Origin of the sequence: Gleimia hominis, from assembly GCF_032085515.1 — a bacterium.
Classification (GTDB): Bacteria; Actinomycetota; Actinomycetes; order Actinomycetales; family Actinomycetaceae; genus Gleimia; species Gleimia hominis.
On the sequence record NZ_JASXSX010000001.1, the window covers coordinates 976,831 to 1,002,927 of the forward strand.

Genomic DNA, 26,097 nt, shown 5'->3' on the forward strand with positions numbered 1-26,097 from the left:
TCGAGCGCGCTCAGTTCTGACTTTTGGCCAAGGCTTAGTGGCCGGGCCAGGAGCGGATTAGATTAAGTAGTTTGACCTGGCCGGAGTCGAACACTTTGCCGCCGATTGCCATGCCGGCAAGCAGGATGATTACGGACCAGGCGAGCATTACAAGACTGCCCGCTATGCCGGGGAGGACCTTCCAGTAGATCAGTAACCCTGGGAGCGAGAGGATGAATCCGCCTGCCATTAAGCCGAAACTAATTAGCATGTTCACCATCTGGTTCCCCGTGCCTTTCGACGCCAGTGGGGAAGACCCTGGTGGTTGCACGCCAATACTGTAACGCCCAGTGAACGTGGAGCCTAAACCAAACGTCACCAGGTAAATAGACAGTAGTTTTAACGTCCAGTTGATAGCGGAGCCAGCTTCGGGCAAGAACGCGCCGAAGGCAATCGAAGAGATTACGATTACGGTTACTGCTGGTAGCAGGCTTCCGAGAAAGCGACCGAACCTATCTTGCCAGCCTTTGACACCTGCACTGACATGCATCCAGAACGCTGTGGAATCGTAGGATACCAACAGAGCCATGGTGGAGCCCATAAGAATTGGTACGAGGTAAATGAACATCCCCGCGATCGAGCCCGTGGTCGGATCAGAATCTACGGTAAGTTTCGTCATTGCAATGCCCAGGATTGGGAAAATCAACGTGGCGATGAACGAGGTGAACAGCCTTGGGTCACCCAGGCAAGCAGACAGGGTACGGGCAGCGATAGCACTGGTGGGGTTTGATACGCCCAGGCGGGTCCACATGCCCAGTAGAGGCAGACCATTGTCTTTAGATTGTTTCTGCTGCCGTGTTGCTTCTTGCGTGGGGTCCACCAGGTGGCGCCCAGCTTCAATCGCTTCGCGTGCCTGTTGGCTAATGGGGTGGGAACGCCCGCGCATACTGGGGGCTAGTGCCCGAGTCCACAGCCACAGCAAAGCTGCTATTCCCACGGCTGCGTACAGCACACCTAACAAAGCGGGGACGTACTGTCCGCCCGCTAACAGTGGTGGTAGGGCAGTGGGGTTCGTTAGTGGCGTCCAGCTTAAGACTTCGCCGATTCGCAGGACGGTGCTGAAAATATCCTTGTCTGCCAACGCGTTCATCCAGGCGCCTGCGGGGGCGACAAATAGAAGGAAGACAACCGTGGCGATGGTTGCCGAACGGTCCCGCCATTTAGATGAGTGCGACAGGGAACCGTCCACAGCCACCCCTATAAGGCGGCTTACTAGCGCACAAATATAGGTAAAAACTAGAGCCGCGACGATTGCTAGAACGCCCGCTAAAACGTGGCCGGCAGAAAATAGGTATGTAGCTGGCAGTATTGCGACCGCGAAGGTGACGAAACCTCCGGGGCCAACCATGGTCGCCAAAATCAAAGCGTGGGCTAGTGACCGCGATGGGGCTACGAAAGGAGCAAAATTCGATGGTGTCAGCGAGTTATCTAACCCGAACCCGAAGAAGGGTGCGCCCGCCCAAGCAAGTGTAATCAGCAGGCCCACGAGAATGCTGCCATAGGCCACGGAGGTAGGGGCGGTCCCTACGCGTCCGAGGTGGAACATAGCTGCCTGCGTTACACCGTAGATAGTTAAGAGGTACAGGCCGACGAGGGCAAAAAGAATGATCTTCCATTTGGCGTGGACAAAATTAGCCCAAGAGATTCTAAGTTTTAGGGAAACTACTGTTGCAACCATTCGAGCCCTTCCGCATGGTGGACGCCGCCAATGAGGGAGGTGAAGACGTCGTCTAAGTCCTTGCCTTGGGAAACCTCTTCGGTGGTTCCGTGGGTGAGTACTTTACCGTGGTTGATGATTGCCACGTGGCTGCACATTTTCTGCACGTTCGCCATCACGTGGCTGGATAGCACTACGGTGCCACCGCCGCCCACGAAGTTGCTGAGGATATCGCGGATGTTCGCTGCCGAAATCGGGTCCACTGCTTCGAAGGGTTCGTCTAGCACCAGCACCCGGGGGCCGTGCACGAGGGAACAGGCGAGCGCGATCTTCTTGGTCATCCCGGCGGAGTAGTCGGACACGGGTTTTTTCTGCGCTTCTTCTAACCCGAGTGCCCGCACAAGCGCGTCCGCACGTTCTTGAGCAACATCTTTGTCGAGGCCGCGCAGCATTCCCATGTAGGTCACGAGGGCCGGGCCCGACAGTCGGTTGAACAGGCGCATGCCGTCAGGCATTACTCCAAGTTTTGTTTTCGCCTCAGCCTGGTTGGTCCACATGTCGATGCCGCAGATGCGGGCGGTACCGTGGTCTGGTTTCAGCAAGCCGGTGGCCATGTTCAGGCACGTGGTTTTACCCGCCCCGTTGGGCCCAACAATGCCGTAGAACGATCCGGTGGGGATGGAAAGCGTCATGTCTGCTACCGCAACTGTGTTGCCGAACACTTTAGCGAGCTGCAGCATTTCTAGCGCAGGTTCGTTCGATTGTGGTTGTTCTTTGGTGAAGTTTGGCAGTGTCGGTTGCCCATCGGTTTTTGATTCGTTCCCGACGGGGGCATCTTCGTGCGCCATGGTCCTCCTTAAAAAGGGGTGTCGAAATGGTAGTGGATACACGCATTTGCGCGCTAATCCGCACTATTACCCACTTAGTTTAATAAACCACAGGTATGCGAACAAGGTTCACGCGTGCCCTCAGTGCCGCGTTTTTGGCGCAAAAGTCAGCAGTATGGGCCGCAGGAGTTTACTGAGGTTTTCGCGTTGTCGTTTCGTCAGACTCACCAGGAGCGCGCGTTCGGCGTCGAGTAATGAGGATAGGGCCGCGTCAACTTTTTGCTTCCCGTTTGACGTGAGGGTGACGAGCACTGCGCGACGGTCGGTGGAGGAGCGGGATCGTTCCACTAGACCTTTGGCTTCTAGACGGTCAATCCGGTTGGTCATGGTACCGGACGAGACGAGTAGTTCGTTCATGAGGTTCCCGGGCGTCAGTGCGTAGGGCTTACCGGCGCGTCGCAGAGACGAGAGCACGTCGAATTCCCACGGTTCGAGTTCGTGGCTCGAGAATGCGGCTCGTCGAGCCAAGTCGAGGTGCCGGGCGATGCGGGTGATTCTGGAGAAAATGAGCATGGGGGAGGTATCCAGATCGGGGCGCTGCACTTCCCACGCCCCCACGATCCGGTCTACGTCATCCTCATGACTAGTTTGACTAGTTTCATTACTCACAATTTCAAGATACTTGATATCGAGAGGTTTGTGTGGGACTTTCGGCTCTTATGTTGCGTGTCGCCGCCTTGTTTTTTTGAGGCTGTGCTTGTGTTTGGTTTCTATCCCTTCAGGTGGGGATCTGATTCAAGGTTACGTAAACCTAGCCAGGTGAGGTTCACCACGTGTGCGGCAACTGTGTGTTTGTCGAACGCGTTTTCTTCTAGCCACCATTGGCCAACTTGGGCGATGAGGCCAACGAGCATCTGGGCGTATAGTGGTGCCCATTTTTTATCCATTCGCCCGACTTCGAATTGGCGTGCAAGTAGGTGTTCCACGCGAGAGGCGACGTCACCAATGACGGACGAGTAGGAGCCGAGGGATTGCGCTTTCGGCGCGTCGCGCACAAGTACGCGGAACCCGTCCGCGTGGTTGTCGATGTAGTCCAGTAGGGAGAGGGCTGTGTTTTCTACAATTTCACGTGGGTGTAGGGAGGATTCGAGTGAGTTTGCGATTGTGCTGACGAGCCGGCGTACTTCCCGGTCGACGATTACTGCGTAGAGGCCTTCTTTACCACCGAAGTGTTCGTATACCACTGGTTTTGTTACGCCGGCTGCGGACGCTATTTCTTCTACCGAGGTGGTGTCGAACCCTTTGGAGGCGAACAGTGTGCGTGCCACTTCTATTAGTTGTTCGCGGCGTTCGATTCCGCTCATGCGCGTGCGTTTGACGGTAATTTTGAGGCCTCCATCCGCAAGTATTAAGGTCGCCCACTCGGTGGGGCTAAACCTAGGTTCCGGTTAGTGATCAGTGTACTTGCCTCGCCGTTTTGAACGGGGTGTGAGCAGGTTATCTCACACGCATTGGATATCTGAGGAGGAAGTATGGCAAAATAGCTGTTGCTAATCCGCCCTGGTGTAATGGCAGCACAGAGGTTTTTGGTACCTCTAGTCTGGGTTCGAATCCTAGGGGCGGAACTTTTTAGGTTAGAAAGCTCTATAGGTGAAACCCTCCTTGGTGGGTCTTCACATACGGGGTGTTAGCGCTCCATAACCGGTTCGCCACGGCAGCAGTGGAAGCCGCTCCACCTGGCTGACGAGTTCCCCCTATCACGCCCATTCCGGGTTGAACGCCCTCGTCCTTTTTACGTCGCGGTATCCACGCCTTGATCAAACTTCTTCCGCATAACCCAAACTATGCCCATCTACTCAAACAGAAAGCCCCGACCACTTCACTGTTAGGGGGTACCGGTAGTACGTGCGGGTGCGGCCAGTGGCTTTAGCTAGACGGTCGTAACGGTGAAGTAGGTCAACGGGTAGACGTACCGCTGTTGGCGCGGTTACTGGTGCGGACATGAGAACCTCACTAGTTTGTATGAAGTGTAAACATTGTATTGTAATCGGTGCGGTTCGGCTAGGTCGTGTGCATACTTGTTTACATGAGTGGTGTTACAGATGTGGTGAGTGTGCGGCTTCCTCGGGATACGAAGAGGCGTTTAGACGCGTTGAGCGAGCGTACGCGTAGGCCTAGTGCGGTGTACGTGCGGGAGGCTCTAGAAGCCTATCTGGAGGACTTGGAGGACTATTACATGGCTGTGGCTGCTCTGGAGCGTATTCGGGCTGGTGAGCCTACCTACGCGCTGGAGGATGTGAAGGCGGACCTGGGGCTTGACTAGGTGGAGGATTCGCCTGTCCCGCACGGCGCGGGTGGAGTTAGCGAAGCTGGATCGGCCGATCAGGGCTCGGATTGTGGCTAAGCTCGAAGAAATAGCCGATGGGGACCCGCGTCAAAGCGGTAAAGCCCTAACCGGTAACCTAGCTGGTTTGTGGCGGTACCGGGTCGGAAGCTACTGGATTATCTGCCAGATACAAGACCAAGAGCTAGTGATTTTGGGCCTACAGATAGGACACAGAAGCACTATCTACAAGAACTAAACCCACTCCCTGCAGCGTGGGTGCGAAGGCAGCGCTAAGGGGTGTCCTGGCGGGTCTGGTCCTGGTCTATACGCATGCGTTTTAGGCCGTGCTGGTGAGCACTACCTGCGTGTGGGCCTCCGATGATTACGGGGCCGATAGCGTGCTCTGTGGGGGAGAGATTCCCGGTCGAGTACTGCTCGTCGATACGCGCGATCATGTCCTCAGTAAGCACTCCCGTAGTGGTCTGTTCTGGTTTCATTTACCCCCCCCGTTACGACACCACAGAAGAACGCGAAATACTAGCGAAACTATGGAAATCTGATGCGGTCTGCGTATTCATTCTACGTGTTTACCCTATTTTCCGTTTTGGCTGGCTCTCCGGTTATCGTATGGCAATAGTAAGTAACTCTATAAAAATGATTTCTATGTGACCGGGCTGTTCCCAACATGGGGATCGCACTCACTCCCGGTGGGCACCTGTTTCTTCGCAGGTGCCCACTTTCAGATGAATCCTTACCCACTTTCAGATCAATCCGAAATTGCTTAAGAAAACACCGTCTTCGGCATTAGGAATTACACAAAGATCCCCAGCGAAGGGCATTGGCAACGGGAGCGAGTGAGTTATTAACAGCTCATTTGGCGAAGGTGGGCGCGCTAGGCTTACAATCGAGACAGAAACGCTTGGTATGTACGCGTTTTGTACACGCACGATTCTTGAAGTGAGGGGCACTTGACCACGCCATCCGCTGTGATAATCCTGGCTGCTGGGCAGGGGACGCGCATGAAGTCGGCAACACCTAAGGTGCTGCACACCATGTGTGGGCTGCCGCTAGTAGGGCACGCGATTGACGCCGCCGAAGAGTCCGGCGCGGAGCACACGGTGGTGGTGGTTCGCCATCAGCGTGAGGCCGTGGCAAACGCCGTGCAAGAGTTGAAACCTGATGCGATTATTGCCGATCAAGACGCCGTGCCCGGCACTGGCCGCGCAGTGTGGTGCGGTATGCAGGAGCTTTCTAAGCACGCGTCTTTGCAAGGCACCATCCTCGTGATATCAGCGGACGTACCCCTATTAGAAGGTGACACGATCCGTGAACTTACGCGGATGCACGAAGAATCAAAACGCGCAGTAACCGTGGTGACCACGGTAGTCGATGACCCAACGGGATACGGGCGGATAATCCGCGACGGCGAAACGGTCACAGCGATCGTTGAACACCGTGACGCCACCGCGCAGCAGCGTGAAATCAAAGAAATGAACGCGGGTATCTACGCGTTCGACGCTCAGTTCTTACAAGAAGCGCTCCAGGGCCTCGAACAAGACAACGACCAGGGTGAAGTCTACTTAACCGACACCATTGCCCTCGCCAAACAACACGGGGGAGCGGGCGCGTACTTGCTGAAAGACACGTGGCAAGCTCAAGGCTGCAACGACCGCGCTCAACTAGCGCAACTGCGTGACGAAATGAACCGCCGTATCCTGCGCAAGCACATGTTGAGCGGAGTGGCGATCGTATCCCCAAGCGAAACCTCAATCGATAAAGACGTGGCAATAGGCCCCGACGTAACCATCGAACCCGGATGCGTACTCGAAGGCACCACTATCGTGGAACCCTTCGCCACAATCGGCCCTCACACTACGCTGCGGAACACCCGCGTAGAAGAAGGGGCGGTACTGCCACACGTGTTCGCCTACGACACGACAATCGCGGCCGGCACCGTCGCCTCCGCATTTTCCGAATTTAAAGACTCTGACCCGCAATAAGATCCCGTAACCGCCGCAAGGAGAATTAGTACAGTGTCAGGAATCATCACCTCCGGAGAAAAACGCTTGGTACTCGTTACCGGCCGAGCTCACCCAGAACTAGCGGAGGCGGTGGGGAAAGAACTGGGAACCGGCGTGCTCCCAACCACGGCATACGATTTCGCTAACTCTGAAATCTACGTGCGGTTCAACGAATCCGTGCGCGGCTGTGACGCGTTCGTACTGCAATCCCACACCGAACCAATCAACCAGTGGATTATGGAGCAACTAATTATGGTGGATGCGCTCAAACGCGCATCCGCTAAACGCATCACCGTAGTCGCCCCGTTCTACCCGTACGCACGGCAAGACAAAAAACACTTAGGCCGCGAACCCATCTCCGCACGCCTGATGGCAGACCTATTTAAAACCGCGGGTGCGGACCGGCTCATGGCAGTGGACTTGCACGCCGCACAAGCCCAAGGTTTCTTCGACGGCCCCGTAGACCACCTGTGGGCCATGCCGGTGCTTGTGGACTACGTGAAATCTCGCGTGGACCTATCGCACGTGGCAGTTGTTTCCCCCGACGCGGGTCGTATCCGCGTGGCGGAGAAGTGGGCGAACAAGCTCGGTGGCTGCCCCCTGGCGTTCGTGCATAAGACGCGTGACACCTCCCGGCCGAATGTCGCGGTCGCTAACCGCGTGGTTGGTGACGTGGAAGGTTTGAACTGCGTGCTCGTTGACGACCTCATCGACACCGGTGGGACTATTGCGGAAGCTGTTAAGGTACTCAAAGACTCGGGTGCGAAATCCGTTATTGTTGCCGCCACCCACGGGGTGCTGTCCCCACCGGCGGCCCAGCGCCTGTCCGAATGCGGGGCAACCGAAGTGGTTATCACCGATACGCTCCCTATTAAAGCGGAGAAACGGTTTGATAAACTCACGATCCTTCCGATCGCGCCCCTGCTGGCACGGGCGATACGTGAGGTATTTGACGACGGCTCGGTGACCTCGCTATTCGACGGTGTGGCCTAATTGCGCTAAACTCTTTCCTGTTGCCTCGGCGAGGGCGCACCGGAACCGGTGTTGCCGTTATCGACTGGGCGTGGAAACACCCCTCTTTTGCAACGCTCGCATTATGTGCGCTGCAAAACCTGTGGTTCCGCTCCTTCCGGGGTCCAAAAATAAGATTCTGAAAGGATAAACAATATGGCTACTCACATTACCCGCCTAGACGGCGTAGCCCGTAAAGAATTTGGTAAAGGCGCTGCTCGTCGCGCTCGTCGCGCCGGCATGATTCCCGCGGTTATTTACTCAAGCTCAGTTGAGCCCGTGCACATGGACATGAATGCGCACGACGTTTTCCTCATCGTTAAAGACAACGAGAACGCCCTTGTGAACGTGGTTTGCGACGGGGAGGAACAGCTGGCGATCGTTAAAGACATTCAGCGTCACCCGGTGCGCCGCGAAATCATCCACCTGGACCTGCTGGCTGTGCGCCGCGACGAGAAGGTAGATGTGGACGTGCCCCTGGTGTTCGTGGGTGAGTCCGCACCGAACACGATTTTGTCGCAAGAGCACTTCACGCTGCTGGTGCACGCCCCCGCGATTGACATTCCCGAGTCCATTGAGGTGTCGATTGAAGGTCTTGAGGAAGGCGCCGTGCTTACGATCGCGGACGTTAACTTCCCAGCCGATGTGGAATCGGACCTGGAGCCGGACACGGTTATTGGTTCCATCATGATTCCGGAGGAAGAGCCGGAAGAAGAACCGGAGGAAACCGAGGAGTCCGCGGAGGCCGAAGAGGGCTCCGAGGATGGCGAGGACGACTCCGAAGAAGAGTGACCTCACTTTCACGCTTAAGAGCCAAGGCCCGGCGGAACGCGCTGGGTCTTGGCTTTTCTTATGTCCTCTTTTACGCTGCGTCCATGCTGGCCGTGTGGTGCTTGTGGCAGCTCACTGGTTCGTGGGGCATAACCGGGGACGTGAACTACTACTACCAGTGGGGCCGGTTCGCCCTCAAGCATGGTGTCAGTGGGGCAATGGTGGAATACCCAACCCCGGCGGCGGCACTGCTGTTTCTTGGGGCTGCGTTCACCAATGACGCGCAGACCTACCAGGCTGGCTTCGCGTGGGCCATGGTTCTGTTGGTAGGCGCGTGGTTCCTAGTGCTTTGGCGCAAGCAGCAACCGCGGCTGGATCCCCAACCTCATGGGCATAACAACAGTTACTGGCGCGATGGGCGCAGTGGTGCGCGCGCTGTACTTGGCAGCGGTGAACGTAGCAGCGTAAGTAGCGGCGAGCATTCTCCGAACTTGTCTGGCTCTTTGCACGATCTGTCGATGCCGCGTTGGGTGTGGTTGTTTACCGAACCGGGGTGGATGTGGGCGTTACTGACGGCCTGTATGGGGCCGTTGCTGTTAAACCGGTTCGACCTGGTGCCCGCCTTGCTGGGGGCGGCTGCGTTTCTGGCCACCAGCCGTGCGTGGGCCGGTCACCTGCTGGCGTGGGGGACCGCGATGAAACTCACGCCAATCACCCTGTTCGCGGCCTTCACCCGCTCTTGGAAACGCGCGGGCCTAGCTCTGCTTGGAACGGGCGTGGGGCTCATTTTGATTAGCGCGCTGTTAGGTGGGTGGCAGCGTGTGTTCTCCCCTTTGGGATGGCAGTTCGGCCGCGGGCTGCATTCAGAATCGATCGTTGCTACCGCAATCACGTGGGTGAGAGCTTTTAACCCGGGTGCTTACACCGCCGCGCTTTCCACTAACAACTCAATCGACTACTCGGGGCCAGGCGTATTTTTGTCGCTACACGTGGGGACCGTTCTGACGGTACTGACTCTAGCGTTGATCGTCACGTTCGGCGTGCGCGCCTACCGGATGCCCACCACGGCGGGAACGAAGGCATTGCTGGCATGCGCGATCACTGGCCTGTTGATCTGCTCAAACAAAGTTTTCTCCCCGCAATACATGATCTGGCTGCTGCCCCTGTGGACGGCAGTGCTGGTATTTGAACGCACCCGCTGGCACGCCGAAATGGGCCTTGCACTGGCCGGGATAACCGCGATGACCCAATGCATCTACCCCACCCTCTACCCCTATTTCCTGGCTACAACCACTTCTATACCGCACACGTGGGCGTGCATTTTTGTGGTAGTGCGCAACGTAGCGCTCGTAGTCTGGACACTCACCGTATGCTGGAGGGTGTGGAAAAGAACTACCCGGACCCGAAACTACACGTCATAATTCCCGCCGGTGGCGCAGGAACCCGCTTGTGGCCCCTGTCGCGACGCGCTACTCCGAAGTTTTTATTGAACCTCGCGGATCCAAACCGGTCACTGCTGCAAATGACGGTGAGCCGGCTTGCCCCAGTGGCCGCGTCAATCACGATCGTCACGGGAGCTGAGCACGCGGACGCGGTGCGCGCACAAGTTGGTTCCGCAGCACAGGTGCTGGTGGAACCCAGTGGGCGCGATTCCCTCGCTGCAATAGCGCTTGCCACCACCCACCTGAAGTTGCAATACGGTGCGGACGTCGTAGTGGGTTCGTTTGCTGCAGACCACGTTATTGACGATGAGGACTTATTTCGCCAGTGCGTCCAAACGGCTGCTCGCATTGCTCAGCGCGGAAAAATCGTCACGCTCGGGATCGAACCCACAAGTGCGTCCACCGCCTTTGGATACATCAAACCCGGCCGCCCCTTAGATCAGGGCAACGAGGGTGAGGCTCAAGACCAGCACGGTCAGCGCGTAGATGTGCTCGACCAGGGGCGGGCTCTAGACTCGCACAACCTGGGGCAGGCTCTAGACTCGCACGACCTGGGGCCAGCACCTGCGTATGCGCGGGACCAGCTTGTGGGAAAGCCAGGGCAGACACCCGCTTATGCGGCAGACGCATTTGTGGAAAAACCCGACCAGCAGCGCGCCGAACAGTTCGTATCCGAAGGGTACTTGTGGAATGCGGGAATGTTCATAATGCGCGCCGACACCTTCACCCAGCATTTGCGCAACCACAACCCCCGCATGGCAGACGCGGTTCTAACTCTTGCGCAAGAATGGGACAGCGCGGCAGTAAACCGGCGAGAAGAACTGTGGGAGTCACTGGAGAAAATCGCGTTCGACTATGCAATCGCCATGCCCGCAGCCGACCAGGGGGAGGTCGCGGTGGTTCCCCTGCACACAGAATGGTCGGACCTAGGAGACTTTGAGTCCCTCAAGCCCCTAAAAAATAAGACCGCGCGAATTGTACAAATTGATGCCAACGCCCGCGTATTCACTACCGGACCGGCTGTTGTAACACTAGGCGTAGAGGGAATAACTGTGGTAAGTACCCCTGACGCGGTGATGGTGATGGACTCCAACCGGGCGCAAGACGTGAAAAGCATCCCTAAAGCGCTGCTCAACGCGGGTTTCGATGATCTAGTATAAATACTTCTAACTTCGTTAAAACTAAAGTTTCTGCAGCTGATTTATCCCATTGGCCGCCACGTATGAGGTAAAATGATCTGGCAACCAGCGAACCAGAGCGGAGCCTTAACCAAGGCTTTGGGTTCATCACTCCTAACGAATCCCAACTAGGGGGGAAAGTGAAGAAAGCATCCAAGATCTCGGCCGCCATTGCTGCAACGGCGCTCCTACTCACCGCGTGTGGTGCAGCACCTGAAAGTGGGGACAAAGGCAAGTCCTCATCAGAAGGCGGTAACAAAGTCAAAGCCTGCATGATTTCGGACTCCGGCGGCTTCGACGACAAATCTTTCAACCAGTCCGGACACGAAGGCCTCATGAAGGCTAAAGACGAACTCGGCGTAGAGGTTTCCGCAATCGAATCCCACTCCGAAGCTGACTTCGAACCCAACATCGACGCTGCGGTAAGCGACAAATGCTCCGTAATCATCGGCGTGGGCTTCCTCATGGTAGACCAGCTAGAAGCCAAAGCAAAAGCAAACCCGGACATCAAGTTCGCGATTGTAGACTCGCAGTTCAAAGACGCACCTGAGAACGCGCGCGCCCTCGTGTTCAACACCGCTGAAGCCGCCTACCTCGCAGGCTACGCAGCGGCCGGCATGACGCAAACCGGTAAGGTCGCCACGTTCCTCGGCATGAAGATCCCCACAACCGCGATCTTCGCCGACGGATTCGCCGACGGCATCAAGCACTACAACGAAGAGAACGGCTCCGCCGTCCAACTCCTCGGTTGGGACAAAGAGAAACAAAACGGCGCTGCCACCGGTAACTTCGAAGACGTTCCGAAAGGTAAAGAGACCGCTAAGCAGTTCCTCGACCAGGGTGCGGATATCATCATGCCCGTCGCCGGCCCCGTTGGTTCCGGTGCGCTCGCGGCCGTTAAAGACGCGTCCGATAAGAACGCATCCATCGTGTGGGTTGACGCCGACGGCTACCGCACGCAACCGGAGTCGAAAGACATCATTCTCACCTCGGTGGTTAAAGAAATCGGGAACTCCGTGTTCGACACCATCAAGTCTGTTAAGGAAGGTAAGTTCGACTCCAAACCCTACATTGGGGACCTGAAGAACGGGGGTGTCTCCATGGCACCGTTCCACGACTTCGACTCCAAGGTACCTGCCGAGCTGAAAGAGAAACTGAAGAAGCTCCAAGAGCAGATCACGAGCGGTGAGATCAAGGTAGAAACCCAGAACCAACCGTAAACTGATGTGCTGCCCCTAACTGATTACAGGCCCGTTCCCACCGGGAGCGGGCCTGTAGTTAAGCCGTAACACACCGATAAAGTTAAGGAACACCGTGAAGCTCGAACTACGAGGAATCACCAAAGTGTTCGGCCCACTCGTGGCCAATGACCACATCGACCTCACAATTGAACCCGGGCAAATCCACGCGTTACTGGGGGAAAACGGTGCGGGAAAATCCACTTTGATGAACGTACTGTACGGTCTGTACCAGCCAAACGATGGGCAGATCCTCATTGACGACAAACCCGTGTCATTCTCCGGGCCCGGCGATGCGGTCGCCGCCGGTATTGGCATGGTCCACCAACACTTCATGCTCGTACCCGTGTTCACCGTCGCGGAATCCGTAGCACTCGGCTACGAACCCACGAAGGTCGCGGGCATTATTGAAACCAAAAAAGCGCGCGACCAAGTTCGCGAACTATCCGCCCGCTTCGGATTCGACATCGACCCCGACGCCCCCATCGAATCCCTATCAGTCGGAGCTCAACAACGCGTTGAAATCATCAAGGCCCTCTCGCGCGACGCCCGCGTACTGATCCTCGACGAGCCCACCGCCGTGCTCACCCCTCAGGAAACAGACGAACTAATGGATATCATGCTGCAGCTAAAAGCGGCAGGAACGTCAATCGTGTTCATCACCCACAAACTCCGGGAAGTACGCGCAGTTGCAGACCACATAACCGTGATTCGACGTGGAAAAGTAGTGGGTGAAGCGAGCGCGGAATCAACCGAAGAAGAACTCGCGTCCATGATGGTGGGCCGGCCCGTGATGCTCAACGTCGAAAAAGACGAACCGAACACCAGCGACGTCGGCCTGTCCCTACAAAACGTTTCGCTCGTGAGCAAAAAAGGGAACCTGCTGCTCGACGACGTGAACTTGGACGTGCGCCGCGGCGAAGTGGTATGCATTGCGGGGGTGCAAGGGAATGGGCAAACAGAACTGTCCGAATGCCTCCTCGGCGCAACTGCTCCAAGTGCAGGCACCATTGAAATCGGGGGCCAAGATGCCTCAGGCCAGACCATTAAAAACCGGCTGCAAGGCGGCCTCGGGTTCGTGCCTGAAGACCGCTCCAAAGACGGCATGATCGCCTCGTTCTCAATCGCAGAAAACATGATTCTCGACCAGTACGACAGGCCCCCGTTTGCAAAAGGCATCAACATGCGCCCCCAGGTGGTCCTGGACAACGCGCAGAAACTGCGCGAAGAATACGACGTGCGCGTCACCTCCGTAACCGACCCAATCGCAACCCTATCCGGTGGGAACGCGCAAAAAGCGATTCTGGCACGCGAACTGTCACGTAAACTTGTGGCGCTCGTGGCCTCCCAACCCACCCGTGGCCTCGACGTCGGGTCAATCGAATTCGTGTACAAACGCATCATTGAAGAACGCGACGCGAACACCGCCGTACTCGTAATCTCCACAGAACTCGACGAAGTGGATGCGCTCGCGGACCGGATCGCTGTCATGTACCGCGGCAAGATCGTTGGGATTGTCCCCGCCGGCACTCCCCGGTCCGTGCTGGGCCTAATGATGGCTGGGGTGCCGCTAGAAGAAGCCCAGCGAGCCGCTGAATCTGGCCACGAAGCCAGATTAGTCGCTGATGCCAGCCAGGCAACTGCGCAAGCCGCGGGCTCTGGTCGGGCAGATGGTCAGACCGTTGGTTCGAGCCGCGCAGGCGGACAGACGCCCCGGCCATCAGATGACGCAAAGCCCGAAACTGGGAGCGAAGTTAAGGAAGGTAGTGATGAGTGAAGCACAACCGGGTTCCCTAGCCCCCACGGGCGTTAAACCACCTCAGGAACCAAAACAAAACCAAGATCAACACGTGCCGATGGCGAATCGCATACTGAAGCGGATTTTCTCCATTTCCACGGCCACGATCTTGGCGGCAATCGCCCTGTCACTCGTAATCGGCGCGGTGATCGTCGTGATCTTCAACGAAGACGTACAAACCACCGCCGGGTACCTACTGGCCCGCCCGTCGGACTTCTTGAGTGCATCCTGGAACGCGTTCAGCGGATTTTTCTCCTCCCTATTCCGCGGTGCCGTGGTGAATTACCAGGCGGACAGTTTCGCGGCGGCAATCAAACCGTTCGTAGAAACACTCACGCGGTCCGTGCCCCTGATTCTCGCGGGGCTAGCGGTCGCGGTATCGTTCCGCGCCGGCCTGTTCAACATCGGTGTGCAAGGCCAACTCGCAGTCGGAGCCCTGTGCGGCACAATCGCTGGTATTCACCTGCACCTCCCCATCGGCCTGCACCTGCTGGTCGCCATCATTTGCGCCATTCTTGGTGGTGCGATCTGGGGTGGGATTCCCGGTGCCCTCAAATCCTGGGTGGGAGCCAACGAAGTGATCGTCACGATCATGCTCAACTCCATCGCCGCATACCTAGTGGCCTACATGCTGAAGCAGAAGTTCCTGGTGGGCGAAGGGGTGAGTGGTAAATCCCAGTACGTGGCCGACGCCGCCATGTACCCGCGGCTGCTTGGCTCCACGATGCGGCTCGACCTGTCATTCCTACTGGCACTCGGTGCCGCCGTGTTCGTCTGGTGGCTCCTAGAGCGATCCACCTTCGGATTCGAACTGCGGGCAGCGGGCGCAAACCCAGCTGCCGCGCGGACCGCCGGCATTTCCGTGCGCAACGTAATCTTCTTAACCCTCGTGATCTCCGGGGCTCTAGCCGGTTTGGCGGGCACCGCACCCGTGCTCGGGACGGAGCGGTTCCTCACTAACGGCACCGCCGGTTCATACGGTTTCGACGCGATCACCGTGGCACTGCTCGGCAAATCCACCCCGCTGGGCACGGTGCTGGCCGGCATCCTCTTTGGTGGCCTGGCTGCGGGCGCATCCACAATGCAATCCTCCGCGGGCATCCCCGTGGATATTGTGCAGATCACCCAGGCGGTTATCGTTTTGCTGATCGCTGCTTCTGAAGCCGTTCGTTACTTTAGAGAAAAACGCTCCGTACAACGCCGAACATCTGCCGCCGCCACGGAGAAAGGAGAAACGAAATGAGCACGCAGATCCTCAAGAAAACTCCTGAAAATACCCCAGCGGTGCAGCGGAAAATGACGTTGCGCGACCCGATTGCCGCAACCGTGATGGCTGCGCTGACAGTTATCTTGGCGCTGCTTTCGAAAGGTAAGTCCGTGTTCTCATGGTCGGGGGCCACGAGTTGGTTCACGATTCCAAACACGCACATTCCCTCGAAGCCAACGATTGCTATTTTGGCGGTCATCGCGATTGCCCTCACCGTGTATATTTGGCGCGTTGCCCAGCAGCGGCGGGAAGCTTCCGGCTGGTTCCTGGTGGGGGTCGCCACGTGTTTCGTAATCGCGTTTTTGATCTACACGGTAGCGGGCCGAGAAAGCGCCCACCTACCCGTGATTTCCCTGTTGATTGGCGGTATCGCCTTCGCAACCCCCCTCGTGTTCGGCGCCCTGTCGGGCGTGGTGTGCGAACGTTCTGGGGTTATCAATATTGCCATTGAGGGACAACTGCTGCTCGGCGCGTTCATGGGGGCCGTGGTGGCGTCCCTGTTCAAGAACCCGTACCTGGGGCTGATCGGAGCGCCCCTGGGAGGCATGGCGCTAGCTGTCCTGCTGGCATTGTTTACCGTGAACTTGCGTACCGACCACATCATCGTCGGGGTGGTGCTGAACATGCTGGCCGTGGGCATTACCTCGTTCATGTACTCCACGGTTTTGAAGCAGAACGCGGAATCGTTGAACGCGAACTACTCGCTGGGTGCCATCCGCATCCCTGTGCTCGCAGACATTCCCGTGATCGGCCCGGTGCTGTTCAACCAGTCAATCCTCGTGTACCTGATGTACTTCGCGGTACTGTTCTTGCAGTTCATGGTGTTCAACTCCCGCTGGGGCCTGCGCATGCGCGCGTGCGGTGAGCACCCCCGGGCCGCAGACACGGTTGGGATTAAAGTGAATGCGACCCGGTGGCGCAACGTACTCCTTGGTGGTGCGCTCGCTGGACTAGGCGGCGCATTCTTCACCGTCGGGCAAGGCCTGGCGTTCAGTAAAGATATGGCGGCGGGCAACGGGTTCATCGCTCTAGCAGCAATGATCCTCGGCCGGTGGAACCCCAAGGGCGCGGCAGCAGCTGCACTACTGTTCGGATTCGCCACCAACCTGGGGGCGATCATGCAGGCGGTGGGTTCGCCGATTCCATCAGAATTCTTGCTGATGATCCCGTACATCATCACGATCCTCGCAGTCGCCGGCTTTGTGGGTGCGGTGCGCGCACCCGCAGCGGAAGGGAAACCGTATCCGTGATGAACCCGCAGCAGAATAAGAAGGTAGTGGACGAGAAGGTGTGGGCGCAGCTGTTAAAGCAAGCGCAGGCAGCCCGCACCCGCGCGTACTGCCCGTACTCGCACTACCCGGTTGGAGCAGCAGCCCTCGTTGACGACGGCCGCGTAGTGACGGGCTGCAACGTTGAAAACGCTGGCTACGGAGTGACCCTGTGTGCCGAATGCGGACTCGTGTCGAACCTCGTGAACACCGGTGGGGGCCGCCTAGTTGCATTCGTGTGCGTAGGCGGAGAAGCCGGGGCAGTGTGCGCCCCGTGTGGCCGCTGCCGGCAACTACTGTTCGAACACGGCGGACCTAAACTTGCGATGCGCATGCCCATTGGTGACACCACGATGGCGCACGTGCTGCCCGACGCGTTCGGGCCCGGCGACCTTGCGGGCGCGAATCAAGCCGCTGCAGGTGCTGCGGATGAGCCGAAAACCCGCGTGCTACACGACGTTCCGGCGCAAACGCAAGAGCCCGCTAGTGATGGGCCAGGTGCTGCGGGGAATACAAGAGTTTGATAGAGGTGAGTGGATGAGTGAGAAATACGATGTAGTAGACGTTATCCGGACTAAACGCGATGGCGATCCCCTCAGTTGCGGGCAGATCGACTGGACGATCGACGCGTACACCCGCGGGGTGGTGGGTGATGAGCAGATGGCGGCGCTCGCCATGGCGATCTTCCTCAAAGGCATGAACCGAGAGGAGATTGCCCGGTGGACCCAGGCGATGATCAACTCTGGGGAAACCATGGATTTCAGTTCGCTGCCACGCAAAACAGCGGACAAGCACTCAACCGGCGGGGTGGGCGATAAGATCACGTTGCCACTTGCCCCACTGGTGGCGGCGTTTGACGTGGCGGTACCGCAACTATCGGGACGCGGCCTGGGCCACACTGGCGGCACGTTGGACAAGTTAGAGTCGATTCCCGGTTGGCGCGCAGACTTGTCTAATGAGCAGATCATGCAGATCCTCGGCACCGGTCCGGGAGCCGTGGTTTGTGCCGCTGGGGCAGGGCTTGCGCCCGCGGACAAGAAACTGTACGCACTGCGCGACGTGACTTCCACGGTGGATTGCATTCCGCTGATCGCCTCTTCGATTATGTCGAAAAAAATTGCTGAGGGTACGGATTCCCTGGTTTTGGACGTGAAAGTGGGTAGTGGGGCCTTTATGAAAGACCTTGAGGCGGCCCGCGAGCTGGCGTCCACCATGGTCGACTTGGGAACAGACGCCGGGGTTCGCACCACCGCGTTGCTGACGGACATGTCCACTCCACTGGGCCTGACAGCCGGGAATGCGCTTGAGGTACGTGAGGCCGTGGAGGTTCTAGCGGGCGGCGGCCCTGCCGACGTTGTGGAACTGACGCTCGCGTTAGCAAAAGAGATGCTCACTGCCGCAGGCTATGCGGATGCAGATCCGCAGGCCGCACTGCAAGACGGGCGGGCAATGGACCGGTGGCGGCAGATGATCACGGCGCAAGGTGGGGACCCGGATGCACCCCTGCCGCAGGCGCGTGAAACCGAGGACGTGGTTGCACCAACAGATGGTTATTTGACGAAGCTCGACGCTTTAGCAGTGGGGGTAGCGGCGTGGCGCCTGGGCGCTGGGCGCGCTAAGAAAGGGGACCCTGTGCAGGCGGAAGCTGGGGTGGAGATGTTCGCAAAACCCGGTAACCGGGTGCGAAAAGGCCAGCCGCTGCTGCGTTTGCACACTCAAACTCCCGACCGGTTCGACCGGGCACTAGAGGTTCTGGATGGTGCCTTTGAGATTGCGCAGTCTGCACCCACTACCCGCCCGGTCGTGTTAGATCGAATCTGCTAGCGAGGTCATACGTACACGCATCTTGAGGCCTCGCTAAATCTCGTGACGTCACTAATACGCGAAGCCTCGCTGAATCTCGAAGCGTCACTGATTCGCGAAGCCTTGCTGATTCGCGAAGCCTCGCTGAATCTCGCAGCGTCACTGAATACAGGCAGGTTCTTACGAGTTACAAATGTGTGTTTGCTGGTTTGTGACGGGAAGTGACTAGTCACAGGCGGATTTTTACTAGATTGTTTCCGATAGGAGGAAGTATGGATAAGAAAACTTTGGCCCACATGGTGGATCACACGCTGCTTAAACCGGAGTCGACCGCCGACGATGTGAAAGCGTTGATTGCGGAGGCTGCGCAGCTAGGCACGTATTCCGTGTGCGTCAGCCCGAACCAGTTGCCGATTGAGGTTCCGCAGGAACTGTCTGTTGCCGCGGTGTGCGGTTTCCCGTCCGGCGCCCACCCCTCAAGCGTGAAGGCTGCGGAGGCCGCGGATTCCGTGTCGAAAGGCGCGCAGGAAATCGACATGGTAGTGAATTTGAAACTCGTGTTCGAAGGCGATTTTGAAGGCGTTGAGGCAGATATTCGCGCGGTGCGGGAAGCGACTAGCGGCGCGGTACTGAAGGTGATTATCGAATCGGCACTGCTGTCGGATGAGCAGATTGTGGCGTGCTGCCATGCAGCGCAGGCAGCGGGCGCGGACTTCGTGAAAACTTCCACGGGGTTCCACCCAGCTGGGGGTGCGTCGGTGCACGCGGTTAAGCTCATGCGCGAAACAGTGGGTGATTCGATGGGCGTGAAGGCCTCAGGTGGAATCCGGGATGCGCAAACCGCGCTCGCCATGGTCGAAGCGGGAGCGAACCGGCTCGGCCTGTCCTCCACCGCGAAAGTTCTAGCAGGCCTAGACAGCTAACAAGCACGCGCTCAAGTAAGCGCAATGTGCAGGCAAAGCTGGCGTAGTTCTCACTAGGCAATCAAAATAGCGCTCGCTGAAATAGAACTGCAGGTGGCTGCGGCCCTTCAAAACGAAGGCGTCGCAGCCACCTGCTTGTTCAGTGCATCAGATTTCTATCGATATTGCCCTCGCCCTAGATCCCCATTCCTGCCCGCATATCAGCTTTCATGGCCTCCAGGCGGTTCGCGGCAATGTCCCGCGCTTCATCAACCGTTGCAGCGAGTTCAGACGCCGGCCCACCACCGGCCCCGGAGCCACCGGCCTTAGAGCCAGCACCCACCCGAGCGTCACCGCCAGCCTTAGAGCCAGCACCCACCCGAGCGTCACGGCCAGCCTTAGAATCAGCACCAGCCTCAGGCGAATTACCTGTATCTATCGGCACGATGGTTTCTAGGTAGCATTTCAGTTTCGGTTCCGTGCCAGAGGGGCGGGCGACGACGCGGTCACCACGTTCCGTGAGGAAGATCAGGCCATCTGTGGGTGGCAAGTCCGCGCTGCCGTCAGACAGGTCCTCAACGGAAATAACTGGGGAACCACCTAGGGATTTAACGGACCCCGAACGCAGGTTCTGCATGCCTTTGGCAATCAAAGACAGGTCGGACACGCGAATCGACAGGGGAGCGGTGGCGTGCAAACCATACGCACGCGCAAAATCATCTAACGCATCCACCAGGGTGCGGCCCGCCGCCTTGTACTGCGAAGCCATCGCGGAAATTTTCAGGCAAGCGCTGATCCCATCTTTATCACGCACGTGGTCGGGGTCCACGCAGTAACCCAGGGCTTCCTCATAACCAAAGACGATTCCGGGAGTGCGGGAAATCCACTTGAAACCCGTTAACGTCGCCCGGTAAGACACCCCGTAGTGCTGCGCAATTCGCCGCAGCAACCGCGAAGACACAATCGAGTTCGCAAGCACTGCGTCCGCATTGCCCTCATACTCGCGGGCAACCGCTGTGCCCAGAAGTGAGCCCACTTCGTCACCGGTGAGCTGACGCCAACCCCCCTCACCACGCGGATCCGGCACTGCAGCCGAGAACCGGTCCGCATCCGGGTCGTTCGCTAAAATAATGTCCGCACCTAACTCCCGGGCAAGCGCGAACGACAGGTCCAAAGCCCCCGGCTCCTCCGGATTCGGAAATGGAACAGTGGGGAAGTCCGGGTCGGGTTCATGCTGAGCCTCAACCACGTGCACATCCGTAAACCCGGCGCGCGCCAAGGCCTTCAAAGTCGTCTCCCCACCCACGCCATGCATGGAAGTGAGCACGATCTTCAAATCTGCCCGCGAACGCGCCACCGCCTCATCCGACTGTACCGGTGGCACCAGGGAGGTAGCGCGATCCAAATACGCGTCCACAATTTCAGTGCCAATCAGCTCCCACCCGGATTCGGCGCGCTCAACCGCGCTAGCTGAATCAACCGCCTGGATCGCCTCAAAAATCTGCGCGTCGTAAGGCGGCACGATCTGCGCGCCCTGCCCCGCGTCCGTAACTACGCGGCCCCCCAAGTAAACCTTGTAACCATTGTCTTTAGGCGGGTTGTGTGAGGCCGTTACCATAACTGCCGCGTCCGCATCCAGGTACTTGAGGGCGAACGCGGTCAGCGGAGTGGGCAGGTGCTGGTCGAACAGCGAAACGCGGCCACCGGCGGCAACCGCAACCGCAGCGGTGTCGCGTGCGAACTGCTCCGAACCGCAGCGGGCGTCGTAACCGACCACCAGGTGGAACCCTTGCCCCACCTGGTCGAGTAGAAACTGGGTGAGCCCAGCGGCCGCCCGAATCACAACTGCACGGTTCATCCGGTTCGGGCCCGCGCCCAAGCGGCCGCGCAGGCCCGCGGTGCCAAACGTTAGTGTGCCCGCGAACCGGTCGGCCAGGTCATCACTGGCCTCAGTGTCGCCGGACTTCGCCCGTTCCAGTAGGGTTTCAAGTTCGGCTCGGGTGGTTGCGTCGGGGTCGTCCGCGATCCAGGCGCGCACCGTGTCTTCGTTGAACTTAGCCATTGGTTTCCTCTCTACGCCACCACGCTGGTGGGTTGAATGCTCGTTGGGAGTTAAGGGACGTGCAAACCCGGGTTATTGACTTTCTGCCACGCGCTGCACAATGTTTGCCAGTAGTTTCGCAATCCTTGGGGCCGCTGCCTTGCCCGCTGCAATCACTTCCTCATGGGAAAGTGGGGTGAGGGAAATCCCGGCCGCCAGGTTCGTCATCAGGGAAATTCCCAGTACTTCCATCCCCGCTTCGCGCGCTGCAATGGCTTCCAGGGTAGTGGACATACCCACTAGGTCCGCGCCAATAATGCGTGCCATCTGCACTTCCGCGGGGGTTTCGTAGTGGGGGCCGCGAAATTGCGCGTACACCCCTTCGGGCAGGTTCGGGTCCACTTCGCGGGCAATATTGCGCAGTCGCGTGGAATACAGGTCGGTTAGGTCCACAAAGTTCGCGCCTTCAATGGGGGACGTGCCGGTTAGGTTAATGTGGTCGCGAATCAGTACCGCTTGGCCGGGTTTCCATTCTGGCTTGAGGCCGCCGCACCCGTTGGTGAGTACCGCAATGCGCGCACCCGCCGCAGCTGCTGTGCGCATCCCGTGGGCGACAGCGCGCACGCCCTTACCTTCGTAGTAGTGGGTGCGGGAACCGAGCACGAGCGCGTGTTGCCCGTTTTCCAGTTCGATTGACCGCATGGTGGCCCCGTGGCCAGCTACTTCGGGGGCGAAAAAGCCGGGCACTTCGTGCGCGGGAATGGTGTGGGTGCAGTGTCCAATCAGGTCGGCAGCACCGGACCATCCGGATCCGAGTACGAGGGCAATGTCGTGTTGTTGCACACCGGTGCGTTCAGCGATTACAGCGGCGGCATCGCGCGCGGTTTGCGCAGGGTTTTCAATCAGTTCTTTCACAGTGCCCAATTCTACTGTTCGGGGCGTGTACAGTAAATGCTTTAACATGGTAAAACATGGTTTTGTAAGTGTTTAGGAGCAGACATGTCCCCATCTGATCAGTCGGGTTTCCCTTCGCAAAGCTACCGTCAGGGCCCCGTGTTGTTGCGTGGCCACAAGATTCCCCGCAAGACTTCCGATGAGCATTTGCTCGCAAAGAATGATGGGGAGGATTGGCGGCACTCTGACCCGTGGCGGGTGATGCGGATTCAGTCTGAGTTCGTTGCAGGGTTTGAGGCGTTGTCTGGGTTGGGGCCGGCGATTTCTGTTTTTGGGTCGGCCCGGATTGCGCCGTCGGACCCGGTTTACACGCTGTCGCGCGAGGTCGGTCGGCTGTTGGCGCAGGCGGGTTTCGCGGTGATCACCGGTGGTGGCCCGGGAGTGATGGAGGCAGCGAACCGGGGTGCGGATGAGGCTCAGGGAACGTCGGTTGGGTTGGGGATTGAACTACCGAAGGAACAGGGGATGAACCCGTGGGTGAACCTGGGGGTGAACTTCAGGTATTTCTTTGCGCGCAAAACCATGTTCGTCAAGTATTCGTCGGGGTTTATCGCACTGCCAGGTGGGTTTGGCACGATGGATGAACTGTTTGAATCCCTCACTTTGGTGCAGACGCATAAGATCCGCTCGTTCCCGGTCGTGATGATTGGCCGGAGGTTCTGGGCGCCGCTTGTGGAGTGGATTGAAACCACGATGTTGAGGCAAGGCATGATCTCTGAGGGCGATGAACTGTTGTTGAAGGTGGTGGATACGGCGGATGAGGCCGTGGGGATCGTTCGTGAGTACTGCAGTGTGAATGGCGCGAAGTAAAGATCCGTGCGCGGAGGCGCGGATGGTGGAGGTTATTCACCATGTGAACGCGAGGTGTCAGTAAGCTTTTGCGCGGGTGAACAGCAGCTGTCTGCGAGCTTTTTCGCGTGCGAACGCTAGTTGTTCGGTAGAATGGGAGCTAAAGACTGGTTTCGCGGTTTAGCGGGCCGGTTGTGATTCAAGAGAGGACTAGTGGAATATGGCTGCAATGAAGCCCCGCACCGGTGATGGCCCCATGGAGGCTACGAAGGAAGGGCGCGGAATCGTCATGCGTATCCCCAGTGAGGGAGGCGGACGCCTCGTTATTGAACTGACACCTGAGGAGGCCCAGACGCTAGCAGGAGAGCTCGCCGAAGCGGTGAAGTAGGTGGCGAAATAGTTTAATCCCAGCGGGATGGTGGGCGCGAAAGCGCTTGCCATCCCGTTTTTGCTGCGCCGCTCTGATTGTCGCTGCCAGGCGTGCGCATACTCTTGTCGTCTGCGGCAGATGTCCACTGTCTGAAAACGGCAGCGTTTGTTAGCTACCGGGTAAAAAGCTCTTACCCGCCCGCAGTCGGGAATAGGTTGCTGGTGAGACGCGGTCGCTGCAGGTTCCGCGTGAGAAACGGTCGCTGCAGGTGACGCGTGAGAAGCGGTCGCTGCAGGTGATGGGGTAGCTGCTTATTGGCGTACAGCTATGAGGAGGCCGTCACCGACGGGTAGGAGGTTGGTGATGAACTGGTCGGATTCTGCGAGTTCTTTGTTCAGTTGACGCATGGTGACGGTGCCGGGTTCGCGCCGGGCGGGGTCCGCGACCGTGTCGTGCCAGAGAGCGTGAGCGTAGGCGAGGACCCCTCCGGGCCGGAGCATGCGTGCAGCATGCTGGATGTACGCAGCATTTTCTGAGGGGGTGGCGTCAACGAACACCATGTCGTAAGCGTGCGCGGCCATGCGGGGAAGGACATCCAACGCGCGGTCAGTGATTAACCTGGTGCGGGGTGGGCGCGAGCCGGCGGCGGCGAAAGCGGCGCGGGCTACGCGGTGGAACTCGGTTTCGTGGTCAATGGTTGTCAGCACCGCGCCTTCCCGCATTCCAGATAGGAGCCACAGGCCGGATACTCCCACGCCAGTACCGATTTCTGTTACGGCTTTCGCCCCGCAGGTAGCTACGAGTGTGCGTAGTGCGGCGCCGGTTCCTGCGGAGATGGGGGTGCAGCCCAGTTCTTCGGCTTGCATGCGGGTTGCGGCTATGACGTCGCCCTCGGGAACAAAATCTTCGCAGTATGACCAGCTGAGGGCTTTATCGGTACTGATGGTGACCTCCTGAGCGCATTAGTGTGATTGTTTCTATTCTAGTCGGTTCGAGGCCCCCGCGGGTTCTGCTTAGAATAGAGCCATGTTCGGAATTAGCGGGGCGGAGTTTTTGGTGATCGCCGTGGTCATCGTGGTGGTTGTGGGCCCGTCTCGTCTTCCTGAGGTTACGCGCACTCTGACGCGGTGGGTTAAGAAGTTGCGCGTGCAGCTAACTAAAGTGCGGGCGTCTTTGGATTCTGAGGTTGGCGACGACCTGCGGAATATGAACTTGTCTGCCTTGGATGTGCGCCAGTACGATCCACGTCGGATTGTGCGCGAAGCCGTACAAGAAGAAATGGATGAGTGGCGTAAACTCGTAGGCCCGTTCGGGCAGGCGAATGCAAGTGCCCAAGCTAATGCGCAGGAGGCGGCAAACGCTAATGCCGCGGCCTCCACCACGAATCAGACTGCTGCGCCAGCTGGCCCCAGCCAAACCTCGTCAGCAGCTACCTCGAACCAGACAGCAGGCTCTGTTCAATCTGCCGGAGCGGCTGCGGCTAGTGCAACCGCAGTGGGTTCGGCCACTGGGGTCGCAACCGGGGCTGCTTCCGGTGCCACCTCTGGGGCCGCGGGCGAAACAGGAGTGGTACGCGCGCCGCTGAACCCGGTTGCACCGCAAAAACGGGGGGTGCGCGTGGGGCAGTGGTACGTGTCGGACCGGCGCGGCTATGGGGCGCAGCTGGCACGTGCGGTGCGGGCGGCTGCGTCCACTAAGAAAACCCGACGTCTGACTGGCCAAGACGTGTACCGGAATCCGCATCCCCGCCACTGACCTGGCTGCTTAAACAGGCCGGGCGCTTGAGCTAGCGCATCGCCTTAAACAGGCCGGGCGCTTGAGCGAGCGCATCGCCTTAAACGGGTCGGGCGCTTTATCGGGCGCGTAGTTAATCCTGCGGCTGCCAGGGTTTCGCGTCTACCATCACCAGTTGCATTCGGCAATCTGTTAACGCGGTTAGTGAATGCGAAGCCTTCGGAGCTAGATATATCGAGTCACCCGCAGTGATCGTGTGGTCTTGTCCCTCAACAGAAAAATTCATGTCCCCTTCTAGAAGCGTTACCACTACCGCTTTGGGGCTCGCGTGGGTGGAAAGGGACTGGCCTTTTCCGAACGTGAATATGGTTAACTGCAAGATTTCGTTGTCAATAGGTACTTTTGAGGTCGTGGCATCCGCAACGATCGGGAGCGAATCCGATAAACCGGTTGCAACCACGCTGTCAGTGAATGGGGTCTTCCGCATATTAGTACTCCTATCGAGTGAAGATTATCTGAACCTGCAATTACTAAGCCTATATCCGTGAAAAAGGTTTGGGTAGGCCCAGCTTCTAGACCAGGATCGTCTTGTAACGGCTGTCTTGGAAGCGTCGAATGCCTTCCCCCGGGTAGTGGATATCTGTTGGGTCCTAGCATGTTC

The 26,097-nt window shown here is 58.2% G+C and carries 27 protein-coding genes and 1 tRNA gene; 18 read left to right on the forward strand and 10 right to left on the reverse strand.

The genetic code is table 11. The features are described 5' to 3' along the window. Positions 1 to 34: 34 nt before the first annotated feature. From QS713_RS04085 to QS713_RS04100, 4 genes are all read right to left on the reverse strand, one after another. Positions 35 to 1,717 (reverse strand): ABC transporter permease family protein, encoded by a 1,683-nt coding sequence (locus QS713_RS04085; protein WP_313272640.1) that lies wholly within the window; start codon positions 1,715 to 1,717, stop codon positions 35 to 37. After that, positions 1,702 to 2,544: an ABC transporter ATP-binding protein gene (locus QS713_RS04090; protein WP_376779549.1), complete on the reverse strand. Its 843-nt coding sequence runs from the start codon at positions 2,542 to 2,544 to the stop codon at positions 1,702 to 1,704. Before QS713_RS04090 ends, QS713_RS04085 begins: the two co-directional genes overlap by 16 nt. Positions 2,545 to 2,664: 120 nt before the next feature. Continuing rightward, positions 2,665 to 3,192: a MarR family winged helix-turn-helix transcriptional regulator gene (locus QS713_RS04095; RefSeq protein ID WP_313272642.1), complete on the reverse strand. Its 528-nt coding sequence runs from the start codon at positions 3,190 to 3,192 to the stop codon at positions 2,665 to 2,667. 101 nt (positions 3,193 to 3,293) lie between these two features. After that, positions 3,294 to 3,887, reverse strand: a complete 594-nt coding sequence (locus tag QS713_RS04100) for a TetR/AcrR family transcriptional regulator (protein ID WP_313272644.1) — start codon at positions 3,885 to 3,887, stop codon at positions 3,294 to 3,296. Between the two features lie 190 nt (positions 3,888 to 4,077). On the opposite strand from QS713_RS04100, the gene QS713_RS04105 reads away from it, so the two are divergent. Continuing rightward, positions 4,078 to 4,148: transfer RNA gene (locus tag QS713_RS04105), tRNA-Gln, on the forward strand. Positions 4,149 to 4,379: 231 nt separating this feature from the next. On the opposite strand, the gene QS713_RS04110 is transcribed toward QS713_RS04105, so the two are convergent. After that, the gene (locus tag QS713_RS04110; protein WP_313272646.1) at positions 4,380 to 4,526 is read right to left on the reverse strand and encodes a YlcI/YnfO family protein; all 147 of its coding nucleotides are present in this window, start codon (positions 4,524 to 4,526) and stop codon (positions 4,380 to 4,382) included. A gap of 83 nt (positions 4,527 to 4,609) precedes the next feature. On the opposite strand from QS713_RS04110, the gene relB reads away from it, so the two are divergent. Beyond that, a complete protein-coding gene (gene relB, locus QS713_RS04115; RefSeq protein WP_313272648.1) occupies positions 4,610 to 4,846 on the forward strand; it encodes a type II toxin-antitoxin system RelB family antitoxin in 237 nt (78 codons plus the stop codon). Beyond that, positions 4,839 to 5,105 carry a type II toxin-antitoxin system RelE family toxin gene (locus QS713_RS04120; RefSeq protein WP_313272650.1) on the forward strand — a complete coding sequence of 89 codons (267 nt, stop codon included), beginning with the start codon at positions 4,839 to 4,841 and terminating at the stop codon, positions 5,103 to 5,105. Before relB ends, QS713_RS04120 begins: the two co-directional genes overlap by 8 nt. A 34-nt stretch (positions 5,106 to 5,139) precedes the next feature. On the opposite strand, the gene QS713_RS04125 is transcribed toward QS713_RS04120, so the two are convergent. Then, positions 5,140 to 5,346, reverse strand: a complete 207-nt coding sequence (locus QS713_RS04125) for a hypothetical protein (protein WP_313272652.1) — start codon at positions 5,344 to 5,346, stop codon at positions 5,140 to 5,142. A 471-nt stretch (positions 5,347 to 5,817) separates the two neighbouring features. Between QS713_RS04125 and QS713_RS04130 the strand changes: the two genes are divergently transcribed. The 12 genes from QS713_RS04130 to deoC all read left to right on the forward strand — a co-directional run bounded on the left by QS713_RS04130 (position 5,818) and on the right by deoC (position 19,569). Next, positions 5,818 to 6,849 carry an NTP transferase domain-containing protein gene (locus QS713_RS04130; RefSeq protein ID WP_313272654.1) on the forward strand — a complete coding sequence of 344 codons (1,032 nt, stop codon included), beginning with the start codon at positions 5,818 to 5,820 and terminating at the stop codon, positions 6,847 to 6,849. Between the two features lie 33 nt (positions 6,850 to 6,882). Next, positions 6,883 to 7,863, forward strand: coding sequence for a ribose-phosphate diphosphokinase (locus QS713_RS04135; protein ID WP_102216140.1), 981 nt, complete (start codon positions 6,883 to 6,885; stop codon positions 7,861 to 7,863). 174 nt (positions 7,864 to 8,037) lie between these two features. Beyond that, positions 8,038 to 8,673: a 50S ribosomal protein L25/general stress protein Ctc gene (locus tag QS713_RS04140; RefSeq protein WP_313272656.1), complete on the forward strand. Its 636-nt coding sequence runs from the start codon at positions 8,038 to 8,040 to the stop codon at positions 8,671 to 8,673. A gap of 83 nt (positions 8,674 to 8,756) precedes the next feature. Beyond that, positions 8,757 to 10,073 carry a glycosyltransferase family protein gene (locus tag QS713_RS04145; protein ID WP_313272658.1) on the forward strand — a complete coding sequence of 439 codons (1,317 nt, stop codon included), beginning with the start codon at positions 8,757 to 8,759 and terminating at the stop codon, positions 10,071 to 10,073. Beyond that, complete coding sequence (locus QS713_RS04150) at positions 10,034 to 11,254, forward strand: mannose-1-phosphate guanylyltransferase (RefSeq protein ID WP_313272660.1); 1,221 nt, start codon at positions 10,034 to 10,036, stop codon at positions 11,252 to 11,254. Before QS713_RS04145 ends, QS713_RS04150 begins: the two co-directional genes overlap by 40 nt. 158 nt (positions 11,255 to 11,412) lie before the next feature. After that, positions 11,413 to 12,492 carry a BMP family lipoprotein gene (locus QS713_RS04155; protein ID WP_313272662.1) on the forward strand — a complete coding sequence of 360 codons (1,080 nt, stop codon included), beginning with the start codon at positions 11,413 to 11,415 and terminating at the stop codon, positions 12,490 to 12,492. Positions 12,493 to 12,586: 94 nt separating this feature from the next. After that, complete coding sequence (locus QS713_RS04160) at positions 12,587 to 14,287, forward strand: ABC transporter ATP-binding protein (protein ID WP_313272664.1); 1,701 nt, start codon at positions 12,587 to 12,589, stop codon at positions 14,285 to 14,287. Next, positions 14,280 to 15,551 carry an ABC transporter permease gene (locus tag QS713_RS04165; RefSeq protein WP_313272666.1) on the forward strand — a complete coding sequence of 424 codons (1,272 nt, stop codon included), beginning with the start codon at positions 14,280 to 14,282 and terminating at the stop codon, positions 15,549 to 15,551. The genes QS713_RS04160 and QS713_RS04165 overlap by 8 nt, the downstream gene beginning before the upstream one ends. Beyond that, the gene (locus tag QS713_RS04170) at positions 15,548 to 16,825 is read left to right on the forward strand and encodes an ABC transporter permease (protein WP_313272667.1); all 1,278 of its coding nucleotides are present in this window, start codon (positions 15,548 to 15,550) and stop codon (positions 16,823 to 16,825) included. Before QS713_RS04165 ends, QS713_RS04170 begins: the two co-directional genes overlap by 4 nt. Continuing rightward, positions 16,825 to 17,367: a cytidine deaminase gene (locus QS713_RS04175; RefSeq protein WP_313273750.1), complete on the forward strand. Its 543-nt coding sequence runs from the start codon at positions 16,825 to 16,827 to the stop codon at positions 17,365 to 17,367. The genes QS713_RS04170 and QS713_RS04175 overlap by 1 nt, the downstream gene beginning before the upstream one ends. A gap of 13 nt (positions 17,368 to 17,380) precedes the next feature. After that, positions 17,381 to 18,667, forward strand: a complete 1,287-nt coding sequence (locus QS713_RS04180; protein WP_313272669.1) for a thymidine phosphorylase — start codon at positions 17,381 to 17,383, stop codon at positions 18,665 to 18,667. A 251-nt stretch (positions 18,668 to 18,918) separates the two neighbouring features. Beyond that, complete coding sequence (deoC, locus tag QS713_RS04185) at positions 18,919 to 19,569, forward strand: deoxyribose-phosphate aldolase (protein WP_313272671.1); 651 nt, start codon at positions 18,919 to 18,921, stop codon at positions 19,567 to 19,569. A gap of 175 nt (positions 19,570 to 19,744) precedes the next feature. Here deoC and QS713_RS04190 read toward each other — a convergent pair whose 3' ends face one another. Next, complete coding sequence (locus QS713_RS04190; RefSeq protein ID WP_313272672.1) at positions 19,745 to 21,610, reverse strand: phospho-sugar mutase; 1,866 nt, start codon at positions 21,608 to 21,610, stop codon at positions 19,745 to 19,747. 72 nt (positions 21,611 to 21,682) lie between these two features. Then, positions 21,683 to 22,504 (reverse strand): purine-nucleoside phosphorylase, encoded by an 822-nt coding sequence (locus tag QS713_RS04195; protein ID WP_313273753.1) that lies wholly within the window; start codon positions 22,502 to 22,504, stop codon positions 21,683 to 21,685. 84 nt (positions 22,505 to 22,588) lie between these two features. Between QS713_RS04195 and QS713_RS04200 the strand changes: the two genes are divergently transcribed. Both QS713_RS04200 and QS713_RS04205 read left to right on the forward strand, forming a co-directional pair. Further along, the gene (locus QS713_RS04200; RefSeq protein WP_313272673.1) at positions 22,589 to 23,353 is read left to right on the forward strand and encodes an LOG family protein; all 765 of its coding nucleotides are present in this window, start codon (positions 22,589 to 22,591) and stop codon (positions 23,351 to 23,353) included. A 199-nt stretch (positions 23,354 to 23,552) separates the two neighbouring features. Further along, on the forward strand, positions 23,553 to 23,720 hold the full coding sequence (locus QS713_RS04205) for a DUF3117 domain-containing protein (RefSeq protein ID WP_102216127.1): 168 nt from the start codon (positions 23,553 to 23,555) through the stop codon (positions 23,718 to 23,720). Between the two features lie 293 nt (positions 23,721 to 24,013). Here QS713_RS04205 and QS713_RS04210 read toward each other — a convergent pair whose 3' ends face one another. Continuing rightward, positions 24,014 to 24,646, reverse strand: a complete 633-nt coding sequence (locus tag QS713_RS04210) for an O-methyltransferase (protein WP_313273756.1) — start codon at positions 24,644 to 24,646, stop codon at positions 24,014 to 24,016. Positions 24,647 to 24,728: 82 nt separating this feature from the next. Here QS713_RS04210 and QS713_RS04215 point away from each other — a divergent pair, with 82 nt between their 5' ends. Beyond that, positions 24,729 to 25,457: a twin-arginine translocase TatA/TatE family subunit gene (locus tag QS713_RS04215; protein ID WP_313272675.1), complete on the forward strand. Its 729-nt coding sequence runs from the start codon at positions 24,729 to 24,731 to the stop codon at positions 25,455 to 25,457. 112 nt (positions 25,458 to 25,569) lie between these two features. Here the strand turns inward: QS713_RS04215 and QS713_RS04220 are convergent, their stop codons facing one another. Next, the gene (locus QS713_RS04220; protein ID WP_313272677.1) at positions 25,570 to 25,923 is read right to left on the reverse strand and encodes a cupin domain-containing protein; all 354 of its coding nucleotides are present in this window, start codon (positions 25,921 to 25,923) and stop codon (positions 25,570 to 25,572) included. Positions 25,924 to 26,097: the final 174 nt, after the last annotated feature.